This window comes from Roseovarius confluentis, assembly GCF_002917925.1.
In the GTDB taxonomy this organism is placed as follows: Bacteria; Pseudomonadota; Alphaproteobacteria; order Rhodobacterales; family Rhodobacteraceae; genus Roseovarius; species Roseovarius confluentis.
In genome coordinates this window covers 43,533-64,554 of record NZ_PPFE01000016.1, presented here as the reverse complement: position 1 = coordinate 64,554, position 21,022 = coordinate 43,533, and the positions used below count along the sequence as shown (strand labels likewise).

The following is a 21,022-nucleotide window of genomic DNA, read 5'->3' as shown; positions in this document are numbered from 1 at the left end:
CGCCGATGTTGCACGCAAGATCGCCGAGGGCGACCCGGCGGCAGCGGGCGAGGCGTCGGACAAGCTGATCGACTATATCTCCGAGTTCACCCGCGCGACCCTTTGAGGCGCTGCGCGCCGAGCTGGCATGCGAACACGTCATCGACGGCGAACCCCGCGAATGCGCCCGCCTCATGATCAAATGGTTGGCCATTTCGAAGCGCGGCGCCTGGCCGAGTATTTTGGCCTCAATCAGCAGATCCACGAAGGCATCCTGATCGTTGCCCGCAACGAGATATTGATGGTGCAGTATCGCTCGCTGGCCACTCAGGTGCGGCGCGCATGGTTCGTCGCCGACATGACAGCTAGGCGTTGTAACAAATAGCCACCGAAGAGAATTAAGTGATCATGCCCTTCCTTGAAGCCCGCGAGGGCGACGGATTGGCCTCGACCCTGCACAAGCACCTTCAGCACAAGCTTGAAACGCTGCGTGCCAAAACCGTCCGCGCGCGCCTTGCACTTCATGTTCTGATAAAATATATCTAAGGTATATCAATTGTGGCGGGGGAGGCAGGCTTTGAATGATATGAGTTGGGGAACCCTGGCGGACGACAAGGCCGCGCGGCTCGATGAAGCCGCCCGAAACGGTCTCGGAAAGATCGTCGCCGCCGATCAGGCCGAGACATTGCTTGTGTCCGTGCTGCGTCCGAATGACCGTATCTGCATCGAGGGCAACAACCAGAAACACGCCGATTTCATTTCGGAAGTGCTCAGTGACGTTGACCCCGAGGTGATTCACGACCTGCATGTCGTGCAGTCGAACCTGGCATTGCCGCAGCACCTTGACCTTTTCGAGCACGGCGTCGCGAAGCGACTGGATTTCTGCTACGCGGGGCCGCAGGGCATTCGCATGGCGCAGCTGATCGAGGACGGCGTCATCGAAATCGGCGCCATTCACACCTATCTGGAGCTTTACGCGCGCTACTTCGTGGACCTGACGCCGCGCGTCAGCGTCGTCGCGGTCGAGGCCGCCGACCGCGAGGGCAACCTGTACACCGGCCCAAACACCGAGGACACGCCGCCCATCGTGGAGGCGACCGCCTTTAAGAGCGGCATCGTCATTGCCCAGGCGAACCGGATCGTCGATCGGGTGCCGCGTGTCGACGTGCCCGCGGACTGGACCGATTTCGTGGTCGAGGCGCCGCGGCCGCACTACATCGAGCCGATCTTTACCCGCGATCCCGCCGCTATCACGGAAATCCAGATCCTGATGGCGATGATGGTGATTCGAGGCATTTACGAACCCTATGGCATCCAGCGCCTGAACCACGGCATCGGGTTTGGCACGGCCGCGATAGAGCTGATCCTGCCGACCTATGCCCGTGACCTCGGTTTGCTGGGCAAGATCTGCAACTACATGTCGGTCAATCCGTGCCCCACGCTGATCCCGGCGCTGGAGAGCGGGTTCATCACCTCGATCCATTCCGCCGGGTCGGAGCTGGGTATGGAAGACTATGTTGCCGCACGCTCGGACGTTTTCTTCTGCGGGCCGGACGGGTCGCTGCGGTCGAACCGGGCGTTCTGCCAGCTTGCGGGCCATTTCTCGGATCTCTTCATCGGCTCGACCCTGCAGATCGACACCGCCGGCAATTCCTCGACCGCGACGAGCGACCGGATCACCGGCTTTGGCGGCGCACCCAATTTCGGCTGCGACAGCCGCGCACGGCGCCACGCATCGGACCCGTTCCTGCAGGCCGCCCGGGAGGAAACAGGGCAGGAATCGCCGCAGCGCGGCCGCAAGCTTGTCGTACAACTGGTCGAGACCTTCCGCGAGGGTGGCCAGCCCGTATTCACGGAGCGTCTGGACGCATGGGACATCCAGAAACGTTTCGGTATGGACCTGCCGCCGATCATGATTCACGGCGACGATGTCACCCATATCGTGACCGAGGAAGGCATCGCGAACCTTCTTCTCTGCCGCGGCCCGGACGAGCGAGAGCAAGCCATTCGCGCGGTGGCGGGCTATACCGAGGTAGGCCGCAGGCGTGATCCGAAACGCGTTGCCGATCTCCGCCGCCGGGGCGCTGTGCGCTATCCTTCCGATATCGGGATCGACACGCGGCTGGCCTCCCGCTCGTTGCTGGCGGCAAGGTCTGTGCGTGACCTCGTACGCTGGTCGGGCGGGCTTTACGATCCTCCGGCACGCTTCAGAAATTGGTGAGTGGCATGACGACATTACTTGAATTCGAGTTTGACAACGTGAAGCGCGGCAACACCCGGCGCGCGGCACAGATCGTCGGTGTGGTCGGCTCAGGGCAGCTGGAAGTGCTGATCGAACCGGCCGAGCTGGACGGGAAATGCGAAATCGTGGTCGAAACCTCGGCCCAGGGCTTTGACGAGATATGGCGCTCCGTGCTGGACGATTTCGCCGCGCAATACCCAGTGGCCGATCTGCGCATCTCGATCAATGACGGCGGCGCGACGCCCGCGGTGGTGAACCTGCGCCTGCAACAGGCAATTGCGGAGGTGCTCGATGTCTGATGTGCTGCCCATCCCCCAGGAAAGCTATCTGGAACTCAGCGCCCGCCAGCGCATCGCACGCATCTGCGACAAGGGAACCTTTACGGAGATCTGCGGCCCGGAGGCGCGGCGCAAGAGCCCGCACCTGGCCACCTTCGGGATGCCCAGCGCCTTTGATGACGGGCTGATCGTGGGCGAGGCGCGGCTTGACGGGCGGAACATCATGGTCGCGGCACAGGAAGGCGCGTTCATGGGCGGCGCCGTGGGCGAGGTGCATGGCGCCAAGCTGACCGGGCTGTTGCTGCGCGCCGCCGACAGGGCCCCCGACGCGGTCGTGATCCTCGCCGATTCCGGCGGCGTCCGCCTGCACGAGGCGAATGCCGGGCTGGTTGCTGTGGGCGAGATACAGCGTGCAATCTTCACAGCGCGCGATGCGGGCGTGCCGGTGATCGCAGTGATTGGGTCGGCGAACGGCTGTTATGGCGGTATGTCCATCGCCGCGCGGTCCTGCGACTGGGTTGTGATGAGCGGGGAAGGCCGGCTTTCGGTATCCGGTCCCGAGGTTATTGAAAGCGCACAGGGCGCGGGTGAATTCGACGCCCGCGACCGGGCGCTGGTCTGGCGCACGATGGGCGGGCGGCACCGCTATCTGATGGGTGACGCGGACCGTCTGGTGGCGGACGACCCGGGCGCCTTCCGATCGGAAATCGTATCCCTCCTGGGCCAATCCCGCGCGATCACGCTCGAGACGCTGCGCGCCCGGAATACCGAGTTGAAACAGCGGATCGATACGTTCGGCGCGGCCCGCGACGGCACCGAGATATGGCAGGCGATGGGCCATTCGGATCCCTGGCGGCTGCCCGAACTTGAACCCGACCCGTTCCAAGCCGCGGTCGACGGTAAACGGAGAAAACGGGCATGAAGGCAACCGAAACCTTGCTGCAGCAATTGTTCGGATCGGACTGGACACTGGAGCACGAGGGCAACGTGGTCTTTGGCCGTGGGCGCCTGAACGACCGGGACCTGCGGATCATCGGCACGGTGAACCAGTGCGAGATTGGGATTGACGAGGCGACCAGGCTCGCCGGCGCCGTGCTGGACGTGCTGGCAGAGGCGGAGCCTGGCAGCAAACCCGCCGATATTCTCTTTCTGGTCGACAATTCGGGCCAACGGCTCAGCCTGCGCGACGAGCTTCTGGGAAATGTCGCTGCGCTCGCCCATTTGGCCGAAGTCCTTCACTTGGCACGCCGTGAAGGTGCGCGGGTGCTGGGCCTCGTGCACAGGCTGGCGCTATCGGGCGGGTTCATGGCGACCGGAATGGCCGCGACGCGCTGTGACGCGCTGGCCGAGGCAGAGGTTCGGGTGATGCGCCTCGACGCGATGTCGCGGATCATGAAGGTGCCGAAGGACCGCTTGACCGAACTGGTCGAGGGAACTGCGATCCTCGGCCCCGGCGTGCGCAATTACCATGCGATCGGCGCGCTGACCGAGCTGTGGGAAAGTCCGACATCCGACAGGCTAGAGGCGGCGTTCGACGCCATGTCCCAAGCGAACTCCGATGACACGCGAGGCGACATGGGCCGCGCCCGGGGCGGGCGGACCCTGGCCGCCTGCGTGGCAGAGCTGGTGCGTCAAGCATGAAATCGCGCTCGCCTCAGCGACACGACCTTGTCTTCGTCGATCCCAAGTTTTTCGGCGGGACCCCGATGGACAGGGAACTGGCGGCATGGGCCGGGGCAGGCTTTCCCTTTGTTCAGCGGATGCAGCCGGGGCAGGCCGTCGCGTGCCAGTTGGGCTGGCCCCGTCCCTTGGGTGCACCGCAGCGCCGTTTCGGCTTTTCCGTACCATTCGATGCGGTAGTCTGGCGCAGCCGCCCGCCGCGCCTGCGCGATGTGGCCGCCGCCGCGCCTGATGGATGGACGCAGGCGCTGAGGCGTGCCTTCACCCTCGAACAGGCTTTCAATCTCCGGATCCGTGTCTACGGATCGCTGGCATGGCAGGGCCTTACCGGTTTGCGCTACGTTCATGCGAACTCCGACCTCGACCTGCTCGTCGAAGGCCTGGACGGACTTGCACCCGGCGATCGGCAGGCCGCCATCTCGCGGCTGATCGCCGGCGCGACGCCGCGGGTCGACGGCGAAGCGGTGCTTGCCGACCGGGCCGCGATTTCTTTGCGCGAATTCCTGAAAGAGAGCTCGCAGGTTTTGGTTCGCCACCTCCAGGGCCCGCGCCTGGAACCGCATCCCTTGGGCGGGATCGCCTGATGTTGCAAGTGGTACCCATGCCTGCCCCACATTGCGTGGCGGCGGTCCGGATCGGAAGGCTTGCTTCCCTGGCGCTCTTTCTGGAGCTTGCCTGCTATCCAAAGCCGGGCCTTGTCAGTTTTGTCGACAACGGGGCCCATCGCGACATGGACGCGCAGACCCTTCTGGCTTCGATCGACGCGCTCTCGGGCTATTTTCCCGAGATCGCCGAGGCCGGCGCGGATCATGCCCCGCTGGCGGAGTTGCGGGATCTGGGGCGCGCCGCGGAAATACGGATGCTGACGGCCACACAAGGCGTCAACACGCATCGGGGTGCGATTTTTGCCATCGGGCTGTTATGTGCCGCCGCCGGGCGGAGAATGGCCATCGGCACAGCGCCGGATCCCGTCGACATTGCGTGCGATGTCGGGCAGCTCTGGGGAGCGACGCTCGGTACAGACCGCTCTGCCGCGCCCATCACGCACGGACAAAAGGTGCGCCACCGCTACGGCGCCAATGGCGCGCGCGGAGAGGCCGCGGCGGGGTTTCCCACCATCCGACGCGCGGTGCTGCCGCGCCTCGAGACGTTTCGAAGACACCCGCGCGCGGCCGCATCGGACGCGCTTTTCGCCAGCCTGGCTGTTCTGGAGGATACCAACCTGCTGCACCGGGGCGGGACCGAAGGGCTTAGCTTCGTCCGTCAGGAGGCGCGGCAGGTGCTGCGGCTGGGCGGCGTGCGGACCGGACCGGGCCATCGCCGCGCAGTCGCACTGCACAAGGAATGCATCCGCCGCAATCTCAGTCCGGGCGGTACGGCCGACATGCTGTCCGCCGGGCTTTTCCTGAAGTTGCTGGCGATCTGAGATGGGCATCGGGATCATGTTCTCGGGGCAGGGAACGCAGCATCCGGAAATGTTCGCTGGTCTGCCTGACGATGACACCGTGGCGTCGCTGGTCCGCGAAGCCTGCGACGCCGCAGGCCTTTCTCTGCAGGACCGGCACTTGCCGGACGATGCCTGCATCTTTGACAATCGCTGCGCGCAGCCACTGATCGTGGGACATGCGCTTGCCTGCTGGGCGGTACTCAGGGAGTCGCTGCCGTCCCCGTCTGCCTTTGTGGGTTACAGCGTCGGTGAGGTGTCGGCGATATCCGCAGCCGGCGCCTTGCCTGCCGAGGCCGCGATCCGGCTCGCGGCAGTCCGGGCGGAGCTGATGGAGGAGGCCGTGGACGTTCCGCAATCCATGTTCGCGGTGCGTGGCCGGGTCTCCGATCTTGACGCGCTATGCCGCGATCACGGCGCTTGGGTCTCCATCGACAACGGACCCGAACACCAGGTCATCTCTGGGCCGGTCACCAATCTGGCGGCGCTCAAGTACGCCCTGCAGGATCGACCGGCCTCGGTACGCGACATCGACGTGACCGTCGCTTCGCATTGTCCGCTGATGGAAGCCGCTCTGCCGCCCTTTCGCGTCGCACTGGACGCTGCGCTGGAAAGGCCCGCGCGCCGCTTTGTCTCTGCCTGGAGCGGCAAGGCTCCCCGGGACATCCCGGCCTTGGCCGAGGCGCTGACCGCTCAGATCAGCGCGCCGCTGCGATGGTCCTACACGATGCAGGCCGTGCGGGAGCGTGGTGTCAACGTCTGGCTGGAGGTCGGCTGCGGCAATGCGCTGGCGCGGATTGCGACCGAGCTGTCGCCCGATGTGCCGGCGCGGTCGATTGCCGATTTCCGGTCGCTGGACGAGGCCATCGCCTGGGCGCAACGCCATGACTAGGCGTCGCGCGTTTCTTAAGTGCCCGGCGGAAGACGTTTAACTACCAGATAAACATGGAATTCCATCACTCGGGTCATGCTACGTGTTTTAAACCTTGATTGGTATATAAAGCACATGCTATTGATATATCAATTGTTAGGGAGGAGAGAACAATTGCGACAGACCATGCTTAAACGCACCCTGATGGCCCTGGGCCTCGCCGCCGGTACGGCCCTTGCGCCGATCTCGGCAACCGCTGAGGATTATCCCTCGGGTTCCATGGAAGTGGTGCATCAGTTCGGGCCCGGCGGCGGCACCGATCGCTTTATTCGTGCCATCGGTGAACCGTTCAAGAGTATCTCCGGCGCGTCGCTCGTGCCGATCTCGGTTTCGGGCGGGGCAGGGATCCCGGCCTCGGTCAATTTCGAACAGCGCCCGGGCGATGGTAGCAGCCTGATGGCGATCGGCCCGGAGCAGGTCATCAATCACGCGCTCGGCCGGATCGACCTGTCGAAATACCAGCCCGTCGCACGCATCCAGTACGACCAAGGGTTGTTCTATGTGGCCCCGGATAGCGAATATCAGAACATCGAGGACCTGATTGCGCATCTCAAGGACAATCCGGGCGACCTGAAACTGGGCGTCACCGGCGCTGCCGGCTTTGACGCGATGCTGGCCGGCCTGTGGAACACGACCACCGGCGCTGAACTGACTCTGATCCCGTTCGAGAAGTCATCCGAAGCGATGGCGGCGGTGCTGGGCGGTCATATCGACGTGCTTTACGAGGAATACGGCCCTGTCCGCGGCGCGCTTGAGTCGAATGAACTTGTCCCGCTGGTCGTCTTTTCCGAGGAGCGTCTGCCAGTGTTGCCGGACGTGCCCACGGCTGAGGAACTGGGCTATGACGTGACCCTGGGTCGCTGGCGCGGTGTCGCCATTGCATCCGAGGCGGCACCGGAAAAGGCCGAGAAACTCTACAGCATCTTCGAGGAGGCTGTCGATGCCGACAGCTACAAGAAGATCGAAGAGCAGAGCGGCCTTCAATATCGCTCGGAGTTGATTGGTCCCGAGGCGTTCCAGGAGTTCCTGGAAAACGAGGTCCAGGTATATACCGAAGTGCTGAAGTCGCTGGGCCAGATCTGACCTGGCTTGCGCCGGACGCAGAGGAAAAACATGGCAGCGGCAGTCAATGATTGCCGCTGCCTGACCGGCAGGTGTCTTTCGGACAGTGAGGAACCATGAAAGAGACGTTTACGGAGCTCGCCGTAACTGTAGGGATGCTCGTGGGCACGCTCTACCTTCTGAGCGCTACGCAAGCCATCCGCCTCATCGGCGTGCCGCGCCCGGTCGATGCGCGCACCTGGCCGCAATGGGTGCTGGGCGGCATCGCGTTGCTCTGCCTGCTGCAGATCGCGCAACTGGGGCTTCGCCTGTGGCGCGCCCGCACCGCGGAGGGCGCCGAGGCCATCAGCGCGGCCGACAGCCGCGCCCCGGCGCAGGTGCTTCTGACCGCCCTGATGGCCGCACTCATACTCGCGTATTTCTGGGCGTTGCAGATCGTGGGCTTTGCCATCGCAACGCTTGCCTTCCTCTATTGTGCGCTGCCGCTGCTGCCCTATCGCAACCGGATGGTGAAGCTGATCTTTCCGCCTGTCTTCACGGCCGTGCTCATCGGCTTTTTTTCCTACGGACTGTCGCTGCCGCTGCCGCGCGGAACCGGGTTTTTCTATAGCCTCAGCAGTTATCTGTTCTGAGCGCCGGGTAACTGAAAGGACGTACCATGCTTGAAGGTTTCTCGGACGCTCTGCTGTACATGCTGGGGTCGCCAATTTCTTTCGTCATGATCATCTTCGCGGTGATCTGGGGAATTGCCTTCGGATCGATCCCCGGCCTGACCGGGATCGTCGGTGTCGCGCTGCTGATCCCGTTCACGTTTGTCTTCGAGCCGATCGAGGGACTTTTGCTTCTGGGCGGCGTCTATGTTGGATCGACCTTCGGGGGCTCCATTTCGGCGATTCTGTTCAACACGCCGGGCAGCCCGGAGGCTGCTTGCACTGCGCTAGATGGCTACCCGATGGCGCGTAAGGGGCAGGCGGGTCGGGCCCTGGGCCTGGCTCTCGCCGCCTCGGCAATCGGCGGGCTTCTGGGCACGACGGTGCTGATGTTCGCCGCACCGCCACTTGCCCGCGCAGCGCTCAGCTTTGGCCCGCCGGAATATTTCGCGCTGGCCATCCTGGGGGTGACGGCCATCTCCTCGATCGGTTCGGGTTCGACGACAAAGGCGCTGATCGCCGGTCTGGCCGGTCTGGCGCTCGCCACGGTCGGGCTGGACCCCATCACCGGGACAGAGCGCTTCACCTTCGGCAGCGCCACGCTGCTTTCGGGTATCAGCTTTGTTCCAGCAATCATCGGTATCTTCGCCATGGCCGAGGTGCTGCAGCGCTATTCCGAGGGCAATACCGAGGGGCAGGTGATCAAGAATGTTTCGACCGAGTTGCCCAGCTTGTCCGAGTTCATGCGGATGAAGTTTACGCTTCTGCGGTCGTCGGCCATCGGCACGGCCGTGGGTGCGCTGCCGGGCGTGGGAGCGACCACCGCCGCTTTCATCAGCTATTCCGAGGCTGTTCGCTGGTCGAAGAACCCCCGCGCCTTCGGCACCGGCGAACCTGAGGGAATCGCGGCCCCCGAAAGCGCCAACAACTCGGCTGTCGGCGGTTCGATGATCCCTCTGCTGGCGCTTGGCATCCCGGGCAGTGCCACGACCGCGGTGATGCTTGGCGGGCTGACAATCCACGGGATCATCCCCGGACCGCTTATGATGACCGAGAACCGGGATCTCGTCTATTCGGTATTCATCGGCATGTTCTTCGCCAATATCCTGATGCTGGTTTTCGGCTTGCGCGCGGCCCGGTATTTTGCACGCATTCTCGATCTTCCCTACACGCTTGTCGGTCCGGCGATCGTGGTGTTGTGCATGACCGGCGTCTTCGCGTTGGAAAACAACGTTGGGAATGTCGCGATCATGCTGGTCTTCGGGGCGGTGGGCTTTGGCCTGCGGCGCTTCGGCTATCCCATTGCGCCGCTGATAATCGGTCTGGTCATGGGCCCCATCGCCGAGAAGAGCCTGCGACAGGGGCTGTTGCTTACCGATTACAATGTGATCGATATGATCAGTCGTCCGATCACAGCGGTTTTGCTGACCTTCAGCCTGTTGTCCCTGATCTATGGCTTCTACGGGCAGTTCAGAAAACCGAAGAGCTGATCGTGCAGGTAGGGGTCACCAAGCGAGCCCGACCACGGACCTAAGTGTAATTTATATGCTAAAGTATGTATATCGCAGTTGGTGGCGATGGATGCGCGTCAAAAATTCAAAATTAAAACAATAACTTAGAGTCGAATAGGTTAAGTGCTCGAGCATTTCCCTTGGCCGGCAATGTGGTGGTTCAGAGCTTGTCGGGGGCCGAATTTACCTAATGGATGTATCCAACATACTAAATTATGCTTTTCTCCACTGCATTTCGCTGTATACTGCCAAGTGGTGTAGTGTGTAGTAGTTCTATCTGCTTTTGTATAATGTTCCTTGTGACGCCTGCAGGTAAGTGCCTGCAGGCGGTGCGGGATCACTCGGAGGCCTGAGGGCGTGGTGGCGAAAAAGGGTAAGCACGAATCGGTTGAGCGCGTCGGAGAGAACGGTACGCCGTCTTTCTCGGTGAGTGTGCCCGAGTCCTATCGGCAGGGGCCTCTGTCCAGCCTGAACGGGGCCGCGGCCAGCGCCATTGGCATGGGTCTGGTCCTGCAGAGCGGCCGGGCCGAGGCGCGTACCACCGAAAGTGGCGAGGCCGTGGTGCCGGACGAGGCGGTCCGCACCGAGGAACGTCAGAACATCATGGTCGAGGATGTCGAGACCGTACCCGAAGCGCCCGATTTGCAAGTGATGGCGCAGGCGTCTTCAGGAGAGATCGTGGAGGAGCCGGAGTCGGAACCGCCGGTCGAGGTTGCCGAGCTTCCGCCGTCCGGACCTGTCGCCGCTTCGGGCCGCACGTCAGAGATCGAGGATGCCGGCGAGGCCGCCGAGTCCGCCGCTGCCATGCTGGCGGAAGGCGACGAAGAAGAGTCCGGTATCCCGCGCGCTCAGGCCCCCACCGAGCCGCCGGACGTTTATGTCGAGATCGAACCAACGGACGAGGAGGACGGCCTGTTGGGGTCGGTCCTCGATCCGGTGCTTGACCCGGTTCTAGGCGAGGACGGAGTCGTTGACAGCTTGTTGGGCGCGATTGCCGGTGAAGGCGGTATCCTGGACAGCCTGCTTGGCGAAGGAAGTGTCATTGACGATGTGATCGGTACCGTTGTCGGCGAGGGTGGCCTGCTGGACCTCGACGTGCTGGAAGACCTGCTGGGCGAGGACGGCTACCTTGGAGGCGCCATCGATATCGTGCTCGGCGACGAGGGACTGGTCGCGGATATCCTTGGCGAAGACGGGGTCGTGGACGACCTGCTGGACCCGCTGGTCGGGGATGAGGGCGTGCTGGACAGTATCCTGAGCCCGGTGCTCGGCGATGGCGCGGTCGATGACCTGCTGGGCGAGGACGGGGTCGTTCCGGGCCTCGTCGAGGACCTGATCGGTGACGACGGCCTTGTGGATGAGATCGTCGGAGATATTCCTGTGGTGGGCGACCTGCTTGGGTCAGACGGGTTGCTCGGGTCGGTGCTTGGAGAGGACGGCGCGCTGGGCGGGCTGCTTGGGCTGGGCGGTGGTGGCGACGATGGGTCGTCCGGCGACGGCTCTGGCTCCGACGGCTTGCTGGGTGGCGTGCTTGGCGATGATGGCCTGCTGGGCGGTGTGCTGGGATCCGGCGGTGGCGATGACGGGTCTGGCGACGGCTCCGGCTCCGACGGCTTGCTGGGTGGCGTGCTTGGAGATGATGGCCTGCTGGGCGGTGTGCTGGGATCTGGCGGTGGCGATGACGGGTCCGGCGACGGCTCCGGCTCCGACGGCTTGCTGGGCGGCGTGCTTGGCGATGATGGCCTGCTGGGCGGTGTGCTGGGATCCGGCGGTGGCGATGACGGGTCCGGCGACGGCTCCGGTTCCGACGGCTTGCTGGATGGCGTGCTTGGCAACGAAGGTCTGGTTGGTGGCCTGCTGGGTGCGGGCGGCGATGATGGCGCAGACGAGTCTGGTGGCGGGTCGGCGTCTGGGTCTGGCGGTGCGGGTGCGGATGGCAGTGACGACGCAGATTCAACTGGTGACGGTTCCGGTGGTCTGCTGGGCAGCGTACTGGGCGAAGACGGCCTGGTGGGCGGCTTGTTGGGAGCGGGCGGCGATGATGGCGCAGATACGTCCGATGCCCAGTTGGCCGACGGCTCGGATACGGATGGCGACGACGACGGACAAGACGATTCCGATGGTGATGCTGTGTCCGCAGGTGGCGGCGACGATGATGCCGCGCCTTCGGATGATAACGAGTCCGGTACGGGTGCCAGTGGTCTTCTGGGGTCGCTGACCGGGAGCGCAGGGCTGCTTGGCAGCTTGTCCGGCTTGGTTGCTGACAGTGGAGCCGATGGCGATAACGCCGATATCGGCGATGATGGTGTCATCGATGAAGGTGCGGATGATGTTGCCGCGTCTGGCGCCGGGGAAGGCGACAGCGCGGATGACGCCTCGGCGGAGGCTGGTGCATCTGACGTGCTGGACGCGAGCGCGGGTGCTACTGATCCCCAGCCCGGACCGGACACGGTTTCTGACGCTGACACGGACGTACCGCAGGACATTGCGGAAGAGTCGGGAGATGATGGCTTTCTCGACAGCCTTGTCGGAGCGGGTGACGATGTTATCGCGGATCTGCCCGATAACCTGACGCAGATTGGCGGGAACATTTCGCTCGACGGGATGGATGATGTCCTGGCCGGGCTCCTTGGGGACGACGACACGTTCGGTGTCGAGGTCCCCGACAGCGAGATCGATGGCTTTGACGACCTTTTTGCCGGCCTTGTCGGTGACAGCAGCCTGACCGGCACGCTGGTTGGGACGGGCGGTGACTTGTTGGCTGATGGCGAGGTCGACGACCTTCTGAGCGAGATACTCGGGCCTGCGAGCGCGGATGTCACCGGCGGGGACGGCGACGTGATCGGGGCCCTGCTGGGCGATGCGGATGCCGATGGCGGGGTTTCGCAGGTTGGCGGTCTGCTGGCCGATATGGGCGGCCTGTTCGCCGACGCTGCCGGTGGCATGAATGCGGACAGTACGCTTCTGGATGACCTGTTCTCGGGCCAAGACGACAGCGTCTGATAGAACACAACCAACGGGCTCTGTTCTATTGAGACTTAAAAGTATGGTGCGCTACATCCAATTTGGTGCTAATTGTTATTTGTAGTTCTTTCGGCTGTAGGAGATCTTTCTTTTGCGGTTGAATCGTGTAACGTGGCTGAGTGTGGGGGTTGAATTTCAGGGAGGTGCCGTCCTTTTTGCAGGGGTCGGCGCTAGTGGTGTTTTGGTATGAGCAAGCAGCGCGAGCTGTTATTTCGTAGGGTGGGTGCTTTTGAAAGCAATGACCGGGGCTTTTCCGCGGTGGCGGTCTTCGATGCATTGAACTGGCCGGTTGCGGCCATTGCCCTGTCTTTCCTTTTCATTCTTGCCATTGCCAGCCCGGCGCGGGCGCAGATGTCGTTGCAGGAGGCGGTTCTGCTGGCTGCGCAGACGGATCCGGGCGTCGAGGCGCTGCGGCAGGAGGTTGCGATAAAGAGCGTGGATATCGATGCCGCGCGCGACGCGTATTTTCCTGCGATCAGTCTGTCCGGTGAAACCAGCACGACCGCCAGCGACGGGCCCGGCCTGGTGCTGAGCGTCACGCAGCTGCTTTTCGACTGGGGAAAGACGAAGGCGGAGATCGAGCAGGCCTCGCAGGTGCGGGTGCAGGCGATGGCGGACCTGAAGATGGCGGTCGAGGACCTGTCCTTCGAGATCGCGGGCTATTTCCTTGATGTCGAGGTGCTGGATCGCAAGATTGCCTATACTCGCGAATACATGAGCTTTTCCCGTCGCCTGGCGGGGCAGGCGCAGGACCGTGCCAGGGGCGGTGTCGGCGATAACAGCGAGGTCGCGCGCGCCCGGTTGGAGATCGCGCGGGCGGAAGAGCAGATGTCGCAGCTCATGGCGAACCGGCAGATTGCGCTGGCGCAGCTGGAATATCTGGTGGGCCGGCCGCTGGGCGATGTGCGCACGCCGCCATCGATCGGGTTTGCGCAGCACTACGGGACGGTCGAGAAGATCCGGGCCGCCATCCGGATCGCGCCGGAATACACTGCGGCCCGGGCCGAGGTGGCCGAGGCCGAGGCGGGAATCGATACCGCGAAGGCGCAGCGCTTTCCCACTATCAACCTGCAGGCGCAGGGGCGCGCGGACCTGAATGGCGGAGATACGCAGACCGCGCTTGGAATCTCGGCCGGGGTCGATCTGAATTCGCGCGGCTTCGGTCAGCGACAAATCCAGAGCGCGCGGCTGGAGCTGGAAGGTGCAAAGGCTTCGATGCGCGGGGTGGAGCGCGAGTTGCTGAACACTACGACGACCGCGCTGGAGCGGCTGCAGCTGCTGCGGACGAGCGAACGCTCGAAGGCAGCGCAGTTGGTGGAATCGGAAAAGGTTCTGGCCTCGTACGAAGAGCAGTTCATCGCGGGACAGCGGGAGATCCTGGATCTGCTGACCACGGGGCGTGACCTTTACGACGCGCAGATCGACGAGATCGATACCTATGACGAGAGAAAGAGGACCGAGTACGAGTCCGCCAAGGAGCTTGGTGTCCTTGGCACGATGCTGTCGGCGGGCACGGTTGCAAGATGACGGGCAGAACAATCAGGGAAGAACGCGATGACTGACGTGGAAATGCACGATCCGCTTGTACTGGGGCTGCTGCAGCTGTGCCGGATCCAGGGCGTTACCACCTCTTCGGCACAGCTGACGGAGGGACTTCCGCGGGAGGCAGGCAGCCAGCTGTCCGCGGACCTTGCCCCGCTGGCTCTGAGGCGGGCAAACATGAGCTGCCGGACGACCCGAGAGCCGCTGCAGTCACTGCCGGAGCACAGCTTTCCGGTCCTGGTTTTCCTGAAGAACGGCCGCACGGTCATCGTGGAGGCCTACAACGAGGGTCGGGCCAAGGTCATACTTCCGGAATCCGGTGGTGGCAGGGCCGTCTGGACCGCCGAGGAACTGGACCGGTTGCGCGACGACAGGGTCCTGATCTCGAAACCCATCGACATCGTGTCGGGCCGCCTGGATGGCAAGAAAGAAGGGCGCGGGCACTGGTTGCTGGGCCCGGTCTGGGAAAACTGGTGGATCTATCGCGACGTGATGATCGCCTCGATGGCGGCAAATATCCTTGCGGTGGCCACGGCGCTGTTCTCGATGCAGGTTTATGACCGCGTGGTGCCGAACAACGCGATGGATACGCTTTGGATCCTGGCCAGCGGTGTCGGGATCGCCATCGTTCTGGAGCTGGTTCTGCGCCTGATGCGGTCATCGCTGGTGGACGTGTCAGGACGGGACCTGGACCTGCGTTTGTCGGCGCAGCTATTTGACAAGGTCGCGAATATGCGGCTGATCAACCAGCCTGCCTCGACCGGGGTGTTTGCCAACCAGGTGCGGGATTTCGGCACGGTGCGGGAGTTCTTTACCTCGAACACCGTCACGGCGATCTGCGACCTGCCCTTCGTGATCATCTTTCTTGGCGTGATCTGGTTCATCGGCGGACCCATCGCACTGGTTGTGTTGGCGGGCGTGATCCTGACCGTGCTGCCGGGGCTGCTGATGCAGAAGAAACTGGCAAACGCCTCGCGCGAGAACACCAGGGAGGCGGCGGCGCTGAACGGCCTGCTGCTGGAGACGATCTCGAATCTGGAGACGGTCAAGGCGGCCCGGGCCGAGGGCCGGCTGCAGCGGTCGCACGCGCAGCTGACGGCGACCATGGCGACCACGGCGGTCAAGACCCGCAACCTGACCGCGCTGATGACGCAGCTGGTCAGCACGGTGCAGCGGTTGGCCTATGCCGGTGTGGTGATTGTCGGCGTCTACCTGATCAGCGCCGGCGAACTGACCGTGGGCAGCCTGATCGCCTGCACGCTGTTGTCCACCCGCGCGATGTCCCCGATGGGGCAGGTCGCAGGCCTGCTGGCGAAATGGCAGCAGGTGCGCGCGGCGATGGAAGGTCTGAACGAGATCATGGCGTTGCCGGTCGAACGGCCAACGGACCGTCATTTCGTACGCGCCACGGACATGAGGGGCGAGTACCACATCCAGGATGTGGTGTTCCGCCACGATCCGCAGGCGCCGCCCGTGCTGGCCATTCCCGAACTGAAGATCGACGCGGGCGAGCGCATTGCAATGCTGGGCGGAAACGGGGCGGGGAAATCCACGCTGCTGAGACTGCTGGCCGGTCTGACAGATCCGCAGGCAGGGAGCGTCCTGGTCGACAACCTTGCGCTGAGCCAGGTCGACCCGATCGATCGCCGGCGCCAGATCGGTTACCTGCCGCAGAGCGTCGCGCTGTTTCAGGGGACGTTGCGGGAGAACCTGCTGCTCGACCACGGGCTGCATTCGGACGAGGAACTGCTCGAGGCGCTGGACGCGGTAGGGCTTGGCACCTTTGTCCGGCAACATGTGCGGGGTCTCGACCTGCAGATCCAGAGCAACGCGAATGTCTCGGGCGGCCAGCGGCAGTCCATCGGGCTGGCCCGCGTGCTGCTGCAGGATCCCAAGCTGGTCTTGCTGGACGAGCCGACCTCTGCCTTCGACCACGTGACCGAGGCGAAAGTGATCAGCTATCTGAAGGAGTGGTTGAAGGGGCGCACGACGATCATCGCCACGCACAAGCGCGAGCTTCTGGGGCTTACGGAACGGGCGCTGGTTCTCAAGGACGGAAGGGTCGCGCGTGACGGTGACCTGTTGGAGATCTTGAACGCGGCACGCGCCAACACGGCACAGAAGAAACCGGTGCAGGCAGTGACATGAGCCACGCGGACCTGGAAACCACGAGCCACCTGGACGGCACCTATCGTCGCCAGACGCTACGGCGGGCGCGCTGGGTGATCCGCACGGTCGTTCTTTCGCTGATCATCGCCGTGGCTTGGGCGGCGATGGCCGAAATCAACGAGATTACGCGCGGCGATGGACGCGTGGTTCCCTTGCGGCGCTTGCAGTCGATCCAGAGTCTGGAGGGCGGTATCCTGTCGGAGCTGCATGTCAGCGAAGGCGACATGGTGGAGGAGGGGCAGCTGATCGCGCGGCTTGATCCGACGCGGTCGGAGACGGCCTTCAATTCGACCCAGGCCGAGATCACCGCGCTGACGGCAGAGGTCAAGCGGTTGGAATCGGAGGTTCTGGAAGTGCCAGAACTGGATTTCGGACCGAACCCGAGTGAGACCGAAGCCACCGAATTGCGCCTGTTTGAAGCGCGGCGCAAGAAGCTGGATGCCTCGCTGGCGTCGCTGGAGCAGGAGCGCGAGACGGTCCAGAGTCAGATCGACATCACCAGCCCGCTGGCGGCTGGCGGCTCGGTCAGCCAGATCGACCTGTTGCAGTTGCGCCAGCAGAAGGCCGAGCTGGACGGGAAGATCAACGAGGTGCGCAATGCCTATGTGCAGGAAGCCTACAAGGACCTTGCCACGCGGCGCGCCAAGCTGACGACCTTGCGGCAGGACCTGATCCAGAAGCGCGACGAGTTCCAGCGGACGGAAATCAAGTCGCCGGTGTCGGGGCGGGTGAACAACATCAAGATCACCACGCTGGGCGGCGTCGTACAGCCGGGCGAGCCGATCATGGAAATCACCCCGACCGACGATCAACTGCTGATCGAGACCAAGGTCAAGCCGCAGGACGTGGCCTTTGTCGCGCCAGGGATGCCGGCGAGCGTCAAGATCACGGCGTATGATTTCGCGACGTATGGCGACCTGCTTGGTGTTGTCGAACAGATTTCCGAGGATACGGTCGAGGAGGAAACCGCGCAGGGGATGCAGGATTTCTACCGGGTGATGGTGCGGACCGAGAGCAGCTTCCTGGAGAGCTTCGGCGAGGAGTACGCCATCCGTCCGGGGATGGTCGCGCAGGTCGATATCGAAAGCGGGAAGCGTTCCATCCTGAGTTACCTGACGCGGCCGCTGACCCGTGCTAGGCTGAGATAGACGCCCGGAGGGGGCAGGCCGAAGCGTGCGGCAGGGGAGCCGCCGCGTGATGGCTTACTGAAAAGAAAGACGAATATGCTGCCGCCAGAAACCAGTTCTTCCCGGCGATGTCCGGGGGCACGCCTATGTTTTGCCGTTTTCTTCGCTTTTTTGATGTCGCTGACACCGGCGGCCTTTGCGCAATCGGTCCGGACGTTTGACACGGTCGAGGTGCGCGGTGCGGAATTCATCCCGGAACAGGACATAAAGGATACCTGCGGCGCAGTTCCGAACGTGCCTTACCTGGAGCTTGAGTTGCGGGCGATCGAGGAATGCCTGATGTCGACGGGCGTGTTCGAGAGTGTCGCGCTGATCCCCGAGGGGGACACGCTGGTGATCCAAGTCGAGGAATTGAACACGCGTCCCGGACGGATCGAGGGATCAATCGCATATGCATCCGATGACGGTCTGATCGCCGGCCTGTTCTTTGAGCGGTACAATCTCTTTCCCGACACTTACGGCTCGGCCCGCCTGGAAGTGAACGAGGATGTCAGGCGCGTGCTGGGACGGCTTTATCGTGCGGACGTCTTCGGTGATTCCATCGACCTGGGTTTCAAGGCGGGCTGGGAAGACACGTCCTATGACGACAACGCGTTTTCGCAGGAAACCTATCAGGCGGAAGCCTATTTGGCCTGGACGCCGAACGACACGACGCGGCTCGAGGCCGGGCTGGGGTACCGGGATCACCGGCTTTACGACGTGGCGCCGGCGACCAGCGCGCTGTTGCTGAAAGAACGGACGTCGGGCATCGAGGCGCCGTACCTGCGGCTGGGACTGGAGCACAGTTCGCTGACCGCGGAAGAGACCGGCTGGTCTTCCATGGAGTACAGCGTGGGAGTGGATCACTACTTCTGGAACATCGGCACCAGCGACCGTCTGTCGGATTTCAGGCTTGAAACGCGGTCCTACGTGCCGTTGACATCGAAGATGCGTCTTGTCTTCGGCCTGGACGCGGGGAAGGTTTCGAGCCTGGGCAGCAATCCGACCCGGGCGATCGACCGGTTCGCCTCCGGCGCCAACGGGTTCCGCGGTTTTGCGCCCCGGGGGATCGGCCCGCGCGACCAGGGGGCTGCACTGGGCGGGCAGAATTACCTTTTATCGACCATTGAATTGCAGCGAAACCTGGAGGACGTGTTCGAGGCGCCGCTGGTCGGGGGAGTGTTCTGGCAGACCGGTGGGGTCTGGGATCTTGACGACACGCTTGGCGGCTCGATCGATGACAGTTTTCATCAACGCAGTTCCGTGGGGATGTCGGTCTCTTTCGAAGTGGGTGAGACGCCGGTGTCGGTGTTCGTCGCCGTACCGGTCGAGAAGGAGCCGGGCGACAAGGAACAATTGTTTGGTCTGAGCCTGACCACGAGGTTCTGATTACGGGACAGCGGCGGCGGTGAGATACAAGGACGGAAACTGTCTGTCCGGGGCAAGGCATGCAGCCGTAGTCTGGCGTGCGAATCATCCTGAGTTTCAAGACGTTGTCAGCGTGTCCGCATGCAGGAACGCGCCGGGCCGTCCCGTTTGCCGGGGCGCTCAGCGCTTTGGACGGCACACGAGGTGCCTGGATTTACGGCAGTATCCGAACCCTTTTATACAAGGGGATTGCACGCTGGAATGCGACCGGCATCTTAAGTGATATATACTAAAGAATGTATTATCAATAAATTAACTAGGCAAAAGTACGTCCATGGTGTAAAAAGTATGTAGTCCGTGGTGTTTGAAAAGCTGCCGTTTTTACAAGACGCCGGGAATAATTTTTATCTGGTTTCGGTTCGATCCGAAGCCTCAGGGATGTTGATATTAGGATGAAATGGCTTCGATCCGCTCGGGCGAAATATGGGCCCTCTTCGGCACCCAGTCTTGCTGACCGCATTTTTCACCGCACCGAAGTCGAGATGGAGAGCGCGTGCTGCCTGCGCGCGGATGTCATCGGGCTGCTGCGTGTGAACCCGGATGCTGCCATTTCTGCGTGTACTGATCGAAAGAACAGGCCGACATCAACATCCGTCGACTGGATTTCCCGGGTTGGTTCCGGAGCGGTCAAAGACCTCGCGTGGGGTTCGTGACAGAGAATTTCGGAGGGGATGTTTCATGCTGCTGCACAATTTTGAAATGGAAACCGCGATACCCGTCGCCGGAAAGCCCCAGCAGGAGGAGCGGCGGGTCCTGGCCTTTCTCGACTGGGACCATCTGCCCTACGAGCTGAGCCGGCCCGGGCAGGGGTTTCGGATGTGGCTTTTGCGCGGGGAGGATTCGGACCGCGCGATGGGCCTTTTGAGAAAGTGCCAGGCGCCGCTGGACGTGTTGATCGTAGACGAAGATTTCTTCGGCTTTCCCGATGATGCCGCCGACATTTGCCTGCAGATCCGCCGCATCTATCCGGATATCCGCATCGTCGCGGTCGAAAGCGAGATGTCCGAGGGCGACTCGGTGCTGGTGTCGCTTGGGCTGTGCGACCGGACGTTGCCGGCGGCCCCGGATGCCGGGGCAATCGCCGGCGCGTTGCAGACGCCGGACACAAGCCGCCCGCGCGCGGCCGCCGACGGACGTCAGATGTAATTCATGTCGCGCGCCACGATGACCGCCTGCGTCCGGTTGCTGGCGCCCAGCTTGGTGCAGATTGATTTGACGTGCATCTTGACCGTCGCCTCGGCCAGCGACAGCGCCTCGGCGATCTCGCGGTTCGGGCGACCTTCGGTCAGAAGGCCGAGAACGTCCATCTCGCGATCCGACAGCGGGGCCTTGGTGGTGCCGCGCGACTTGAGCCGCTGCTGGTCGATCAGTTCGACCGGAACATATCGGCCCCCCGCGGCCATGAAGCGGATCTCGTTGGCCAAGTCCTTGAGCGAGGCGGTCTTAAGAATCACGCCGGAGCTGCCCATCTGAAGAATTTCCGAGATTACCTGTGCCGCCGGGTCACTGGTGAGAAGGCCGGTCGGGCGACCGCCATTCGCTTCCATCGCCCGGGCAAGACCCTCGGTGCCGTCCATCCCGGGCATGTTGAGGTCCACGAGGACCAGATCAAACGGATCTTCACTATCGATGATCGAAAGGGCCGTATCGAGATCGGGGGCCGTGGTGACCTCGAAACCGGGCAAGTTGGAAAAGAAATGCTCGAACATTTCGAGCACCAATGCATGGTCATCGGCTATTAACACACGAATGATCGACGTCTGGAAACTTCCAGATGATGCAGCTGTCGTCACGTGCTTTTTCCTCTACGCTGTTACTCGCCTTTCGGCATCACTGATGCGCCACCGGGCGCGATGGCGGCGACGTTTACATGCAATGAACTAAGGCTTCATAAAGAAAATCATGTCACAAATACG

At 62.9% G+C, this 21,022-nt stretch carries 19 protein-coding genes; 18 read left to right on the top strand and 1 reads right to left on the bottom strand.

Translation table 11 applies throughout. The annotated features are described in order from the left end of the window. The first annotated feature begins 181 nt into the window (after window positions 1-181). The 18 genes from C2I35_RS21395 to C2I35_RS21315 all read left to right on the top strand — a co-directional run bounded on the left by C2I35_RS21395 (window position 182) and on the right by C2I35_RS21315 (window position 20,252). On the top strand, window positions 182-364 hold the full coding sequence (locus tag C2I35_RS21395) for a hypothetical protein (RefSeq protein WP_103765075.1): 183 nt from the start codon (window positions 182-184) through the stop codon (window positions 362-364). 23 nt (window positions 365-387) lie between these two features. Next, the gene (locus C2I35_RS22255) at window positions 388-525 is read left to right on the top strand and encodes a hypothetical protein (RefSeq protein WP_170067277.1); all 138 of its coding nucleotides are present in this window, start codon (window positions 388-390) and stop codon (window positions 523-525) included. Between the two features lie 40 nt (window positions 526-565). Then, window positions 566-2,200, top strand: coding sequence for a malonate decarboxylase subunit alpha (mdcA, locus tag C2I35_RS21390; protein WP_103765074.1), 1,635 nt, complete (start codon window positions 566-568; stop codon window positions 2,198-2,200). Between the two features lie 5 nt (window positions 2,201-2,205). After that, entirely contained in the window at window positions 2,206-2,520 is a 315-nt protein-coding gene (gene mdcC / locus C2I35_RS21385) for a malonate decarboxylase acyl carrier protein (RefSeq protein WP_103765073.1), read from the top strand. Continuing rightward, window positions 2,513-3,421 carry a biotin-independent malonate decarboxylase subunit beta gene (locus C2I35_RS21380; protein ID WP_103765072.1) on the top strand — a complete coding sequence of 303 codons (909 nt, stop codon included), beginning with the start codon at window positions 2,513-2,515 and terminating at the stop codon, window positions 3,419-3,421. The genes mdcC and C2I35_RS21380 overlap by 8 nt, the downstream gene beginning before the upstream one ends. Then, a complete protein-coding gene (locus C2I35_RS21375) occupies window positions 3,418-4,140 on the top strand; it encodes a biotin-independent malonate decarboxylase subunit gamma (protein ID WP_103765071.1) in 723 nt (240 codons plus the stop codon). Before C2I35_RS21380 ends, C2I35_RS21375 begins: the two co-directional genes overlap by 4 nt. After that, on the top strand, window positions 4,137-4,763 hold the full coding sequence (gene mdcG / locus C2I35_RS21370; RefSeq protein WP_103765070.1) for a malonate decarboxylase holo-[acyl-carrier-protein] synthase: 627 nt from the start codon (window positions 4,137-4,139) through the stop codon (window positions 4,761-4,763). The genes C2I35_RS21375 and mdcG overlap by 4 nt, the downstream gene beginning before the upstream one ends. Window positions 4,764-4,780: 17 nt before the next feature. Then, complete coding sequence (mdcB, locus tag C2I35_RS21365; RefSeq protein ID WP_211286210.1) at window positions 4,781-5,605, top strand: triphosphoribosyl-dephospho-CoA synthase MdcB; 825 nt, start codon at window positions 4,781-4,783, stop codon at window positions 5,603-5,605. Window position 5,606: 1 nt separating this feature from the next. Next, window positions 5,607-6,515, top strand: a complete 909-nt coding sequence (locus C2I35_RS21360) for an acyltransferase domain-containing protein (protein ID WP_103765068.1) — start codon at window positions 5,607-5,609, stop codon at window positions 6,513-6,515. Between the two features lie 165 nt (window positions 6,516-6,680). Then, window positions 6,681-7,637, top strand: a complete 957-nt coding sequence (locus C2I35_RS21355; RefSeq protein WP_245890589.1) for a Bug family tripartite tricarboxylate transporter substrate binding protein — start codon at window positions 6,681-6,683, stop codon at window positions 7,635-7,637. A gap of 95 nt (window positions 7,638-7,732) precedes the next feature. Beyond that, a complete protein-coding gene (locus tag C2I35_RS21350; protein ID WP_103765067.1) occupies window positions 7,733-8,248 on the top strand; it encodes a tripartite tricarboxylate transporter TctB family protein in 516 nt (171 codons plus the stop codon). 26 nt (window positions 8,249-8,274) lie between these two features. Beyond that, window positions 8,275-9,756 (top strand): tripartite tricarboxylate transporter permease, encoded by a 1,482-nt coding sequence (locus C2I35_RS21345; protein ID WP_103765066.1) that lies wholly within the window; start codon window positions 8,275-8,277, stop codon window positions 9,754-9,756. Between the two features lie 381 nt (window positions 9,757-10,137). Beyond that, a complete protein-coding gene (locus C2I35_RS21340) occupies window positions 10,138-12,780 on the top strand; it encodes a hypothetical protein (RefSeq protein ID WP_146050110.1) in 2,643 nt (880 codons plus the stop codon). Window positions 12,781-12,987: 207 nt separating this feature from the next. Then, on the top strand, window positions 12,988-14,328 hold the full coding sequence (locus C2I35_RS21335; RefSeq protein ID WP_103765064.1) for a TolC family protein: 1,341 nt from the start codon (window positions 12,988-12,990) through the stop codon (window positions 14,326-14,328). 27 nt (window positions 14,329-14,355) lie between these two features. Then, on the top strand, window positions 14,356-16,491 hold the full coding sequence (locus C2I35_RS21330) for a type I secretion system permease/ATPase (RefSeq protein ID WP_103765063.1): 2,136 nt from the start codon (window positions 14,356-14,358) through the stop codon (window positions 16,489-16,491). Further along, window positions 16,488-17,660 carry a beta-barrel domain-containing protein gene (locus C2I35_RS21325; protein ID WP_103765062.1) on the top strand — a complete coding sequence of 391 codons (1,173 nt, stop codon included), beginning with the start codon at window positions 16,488-16,490 and terminating at the stop codon, window positions 17,658-17,660. Before C2I35_RS21330 ends, C2I35_RS21325 begins: the two co-directional genes overlap by 4 nt. A gap of 153 nt (window positions 17,661-17,813) precedes the next feature. After that, window positions 17,814-19,067: a BamA/TamA family outer membrane protein gene (locus C2I35_RS21320; protein WP_170067276.1), complete on the top strand. Its 1,254-nt coding sequence runs from the start codon at window positions 17,814-17,816 to the stop codon at window positions 19,065-19,067. Window positions 19,068-19,784: 717 nt separating this feature from the next. Continuing rightward, window positions 19,785-20,252 carry a hypothetical protein gene (locus tag C2I35_RS21315; RefSeq protein ID WP_103765060.1) on the top strand — a complete coding sequence of 156 codons (468 nt, stop codon included), beginning with the start codon at window positions 19,785-19,787 and terminating at the stop codon, window positions 20,250-20,252. On the opposite strand, the gene C2I35_RS21310 is transcribed toward C2I35_RS21315, so the two are convergent. Further along, the gene (locus C2I35_RS21310) at window positions 20,243-20,899 is read right to left on the bottom strand and encodes a response regulator transcription factor (protein WP_245890588.1); all 657 of its coding nucleotides are present in this window, start codon (window positions 20,897-20,899) and stop codon (window positions 20,243-20,245) included. The genes C2I35_RS21315 and C2I35_RS21310 overlap by 10 nt on opposite strands. Window positions 20,900-21,022 lie beyond the last annotated feature (123 nt).

What these genes read in the sequence shown, in the direction of transcription:
- C2I35_RS21395 (WP_103765075.1), top strand. Translation starts at nt 182, where the DNA reads ATGGTTGGCCATTTCGAAGCGCGGCGCCTGGCCGAGTATTTTGGCCTC.
- C2I35_RS22255 (WP_170067277.1), top strand. Translation starts at nt 388, where the DNA reads ATGCCCTTCCTTGAAGCCCGCGAGGGCGACGGATTGGCCTCGACCCTG.
- mdcA (WP_103765074.1), top strand. Translation starts at nt 566, where the DNA reads ATGAGTTGGGGAACCCTGGCGGACGACAAGGCCGCGCGGCTCGATGAA.
- mdcC (WP_103765073.1), top strand. Translation starts at nt 2,206, where the DNA reads ATGACGACATTACTTGAATTCGAGTTTGACAACGTGAAGCGCGGCAAC.
- C2I35_RS21380 (WP_103765072.1), top strand. Translation starts at nt 2,513, where the DNA reads ATGTCTGATGTGCTGCCCATCCCCCAGGAAAGCTATCTGGAACTCAGC.
- C2I35_RS21375 (WP_103765071.1), top strand. Translation starts at nt 3,418, where the DNA reads ATGAAGGCAACCGAAACCTTGCTGCAGCAATTGTTCGGATCGGACTGG.
- mdcG (WP_103765070.1), top strand. Translation starts at nt 4,137, where the DNA reads ATGAAATCGCGCTCGCCTCAGCGACACGACCTTGTCTTCGTCGATCCC.
- mdcB (WP_211286210.1), top strand. Translation starts at nt 4,781, where the DNA reads ATGCCTGCCCCACATTGCGTGGCGGCGGTCCGGATCGGAAGGCTTGCT.
- C2I35_RS21360 (WP_103765068.1), top strand. Translation starts at nt 5,607, where the DNA reads ATGGGCATCGGGATCATGTTCTCGGGGCAGGGAACGCAGCATCCGGAA.
- C2I35_RS21355 (WP_245890589.1), top strand. Translation starts at nt 6,681, where the DNA reads ATGCTTAAACGCACCCTGATGGCCCTGGGCCTCGCCGCCGGTACGGCC.
- C2I35_RS21350 (WP_103765067.1), top strand. Translation starts at nt 7,733, where the DNA reads ATGAAAGAGACGTTTACGGAGCTCGCCGTAACTGTAGGGATGCTCGTG.
- C2I35_RS21345 (WP_103765066.1), top strand. Translation starts at nt 8,275, where the DNA reads ATGCTTGAAGGTTTCTCGGACGCTCTGCTGTACATGCTGGGGTCGCCA.
- C2I35_RS21335 (WP_103765064.1), top strand. Translation starts at nt 12,988, where the DNA reads ATGAGCAAGCAGCGCGAGCTGTTATTTCGTAGGGTGGGTGCTTTTGAA.
- C2I35_RS21330 (WP_103765063.1), top strand. Translation starts at nt 14,356, where the DNA reads ATGACTGACGTGGAAATGCACGATCCGCTTGTACTGGGGCTGCTGCAG.
- C2I35_RS21325 (WP_103765062.1), top strand. Translation starts at nt 16,488, where the DNA reads ATGAGCCACGCGGACCTGGAAACCACGAGCCACCTGGACGGCACCTAT.
- C2I35_RS21320 (WP_170067276.1), top strand. Translation starts at nt 17,814, where the DNA reads ATGTCGCTGACACCGGCGGCCTTTGCGCAATCGGTCCGGACGTTTGAC.
- C2I35_RS21315 (WP_103765060.1), top strand. Translation starts at nt 19,785, where the DNA reads ATGCTGCTGCACAATTTTGAAATGGAAACCGCGATACCCGTCGCCGGA.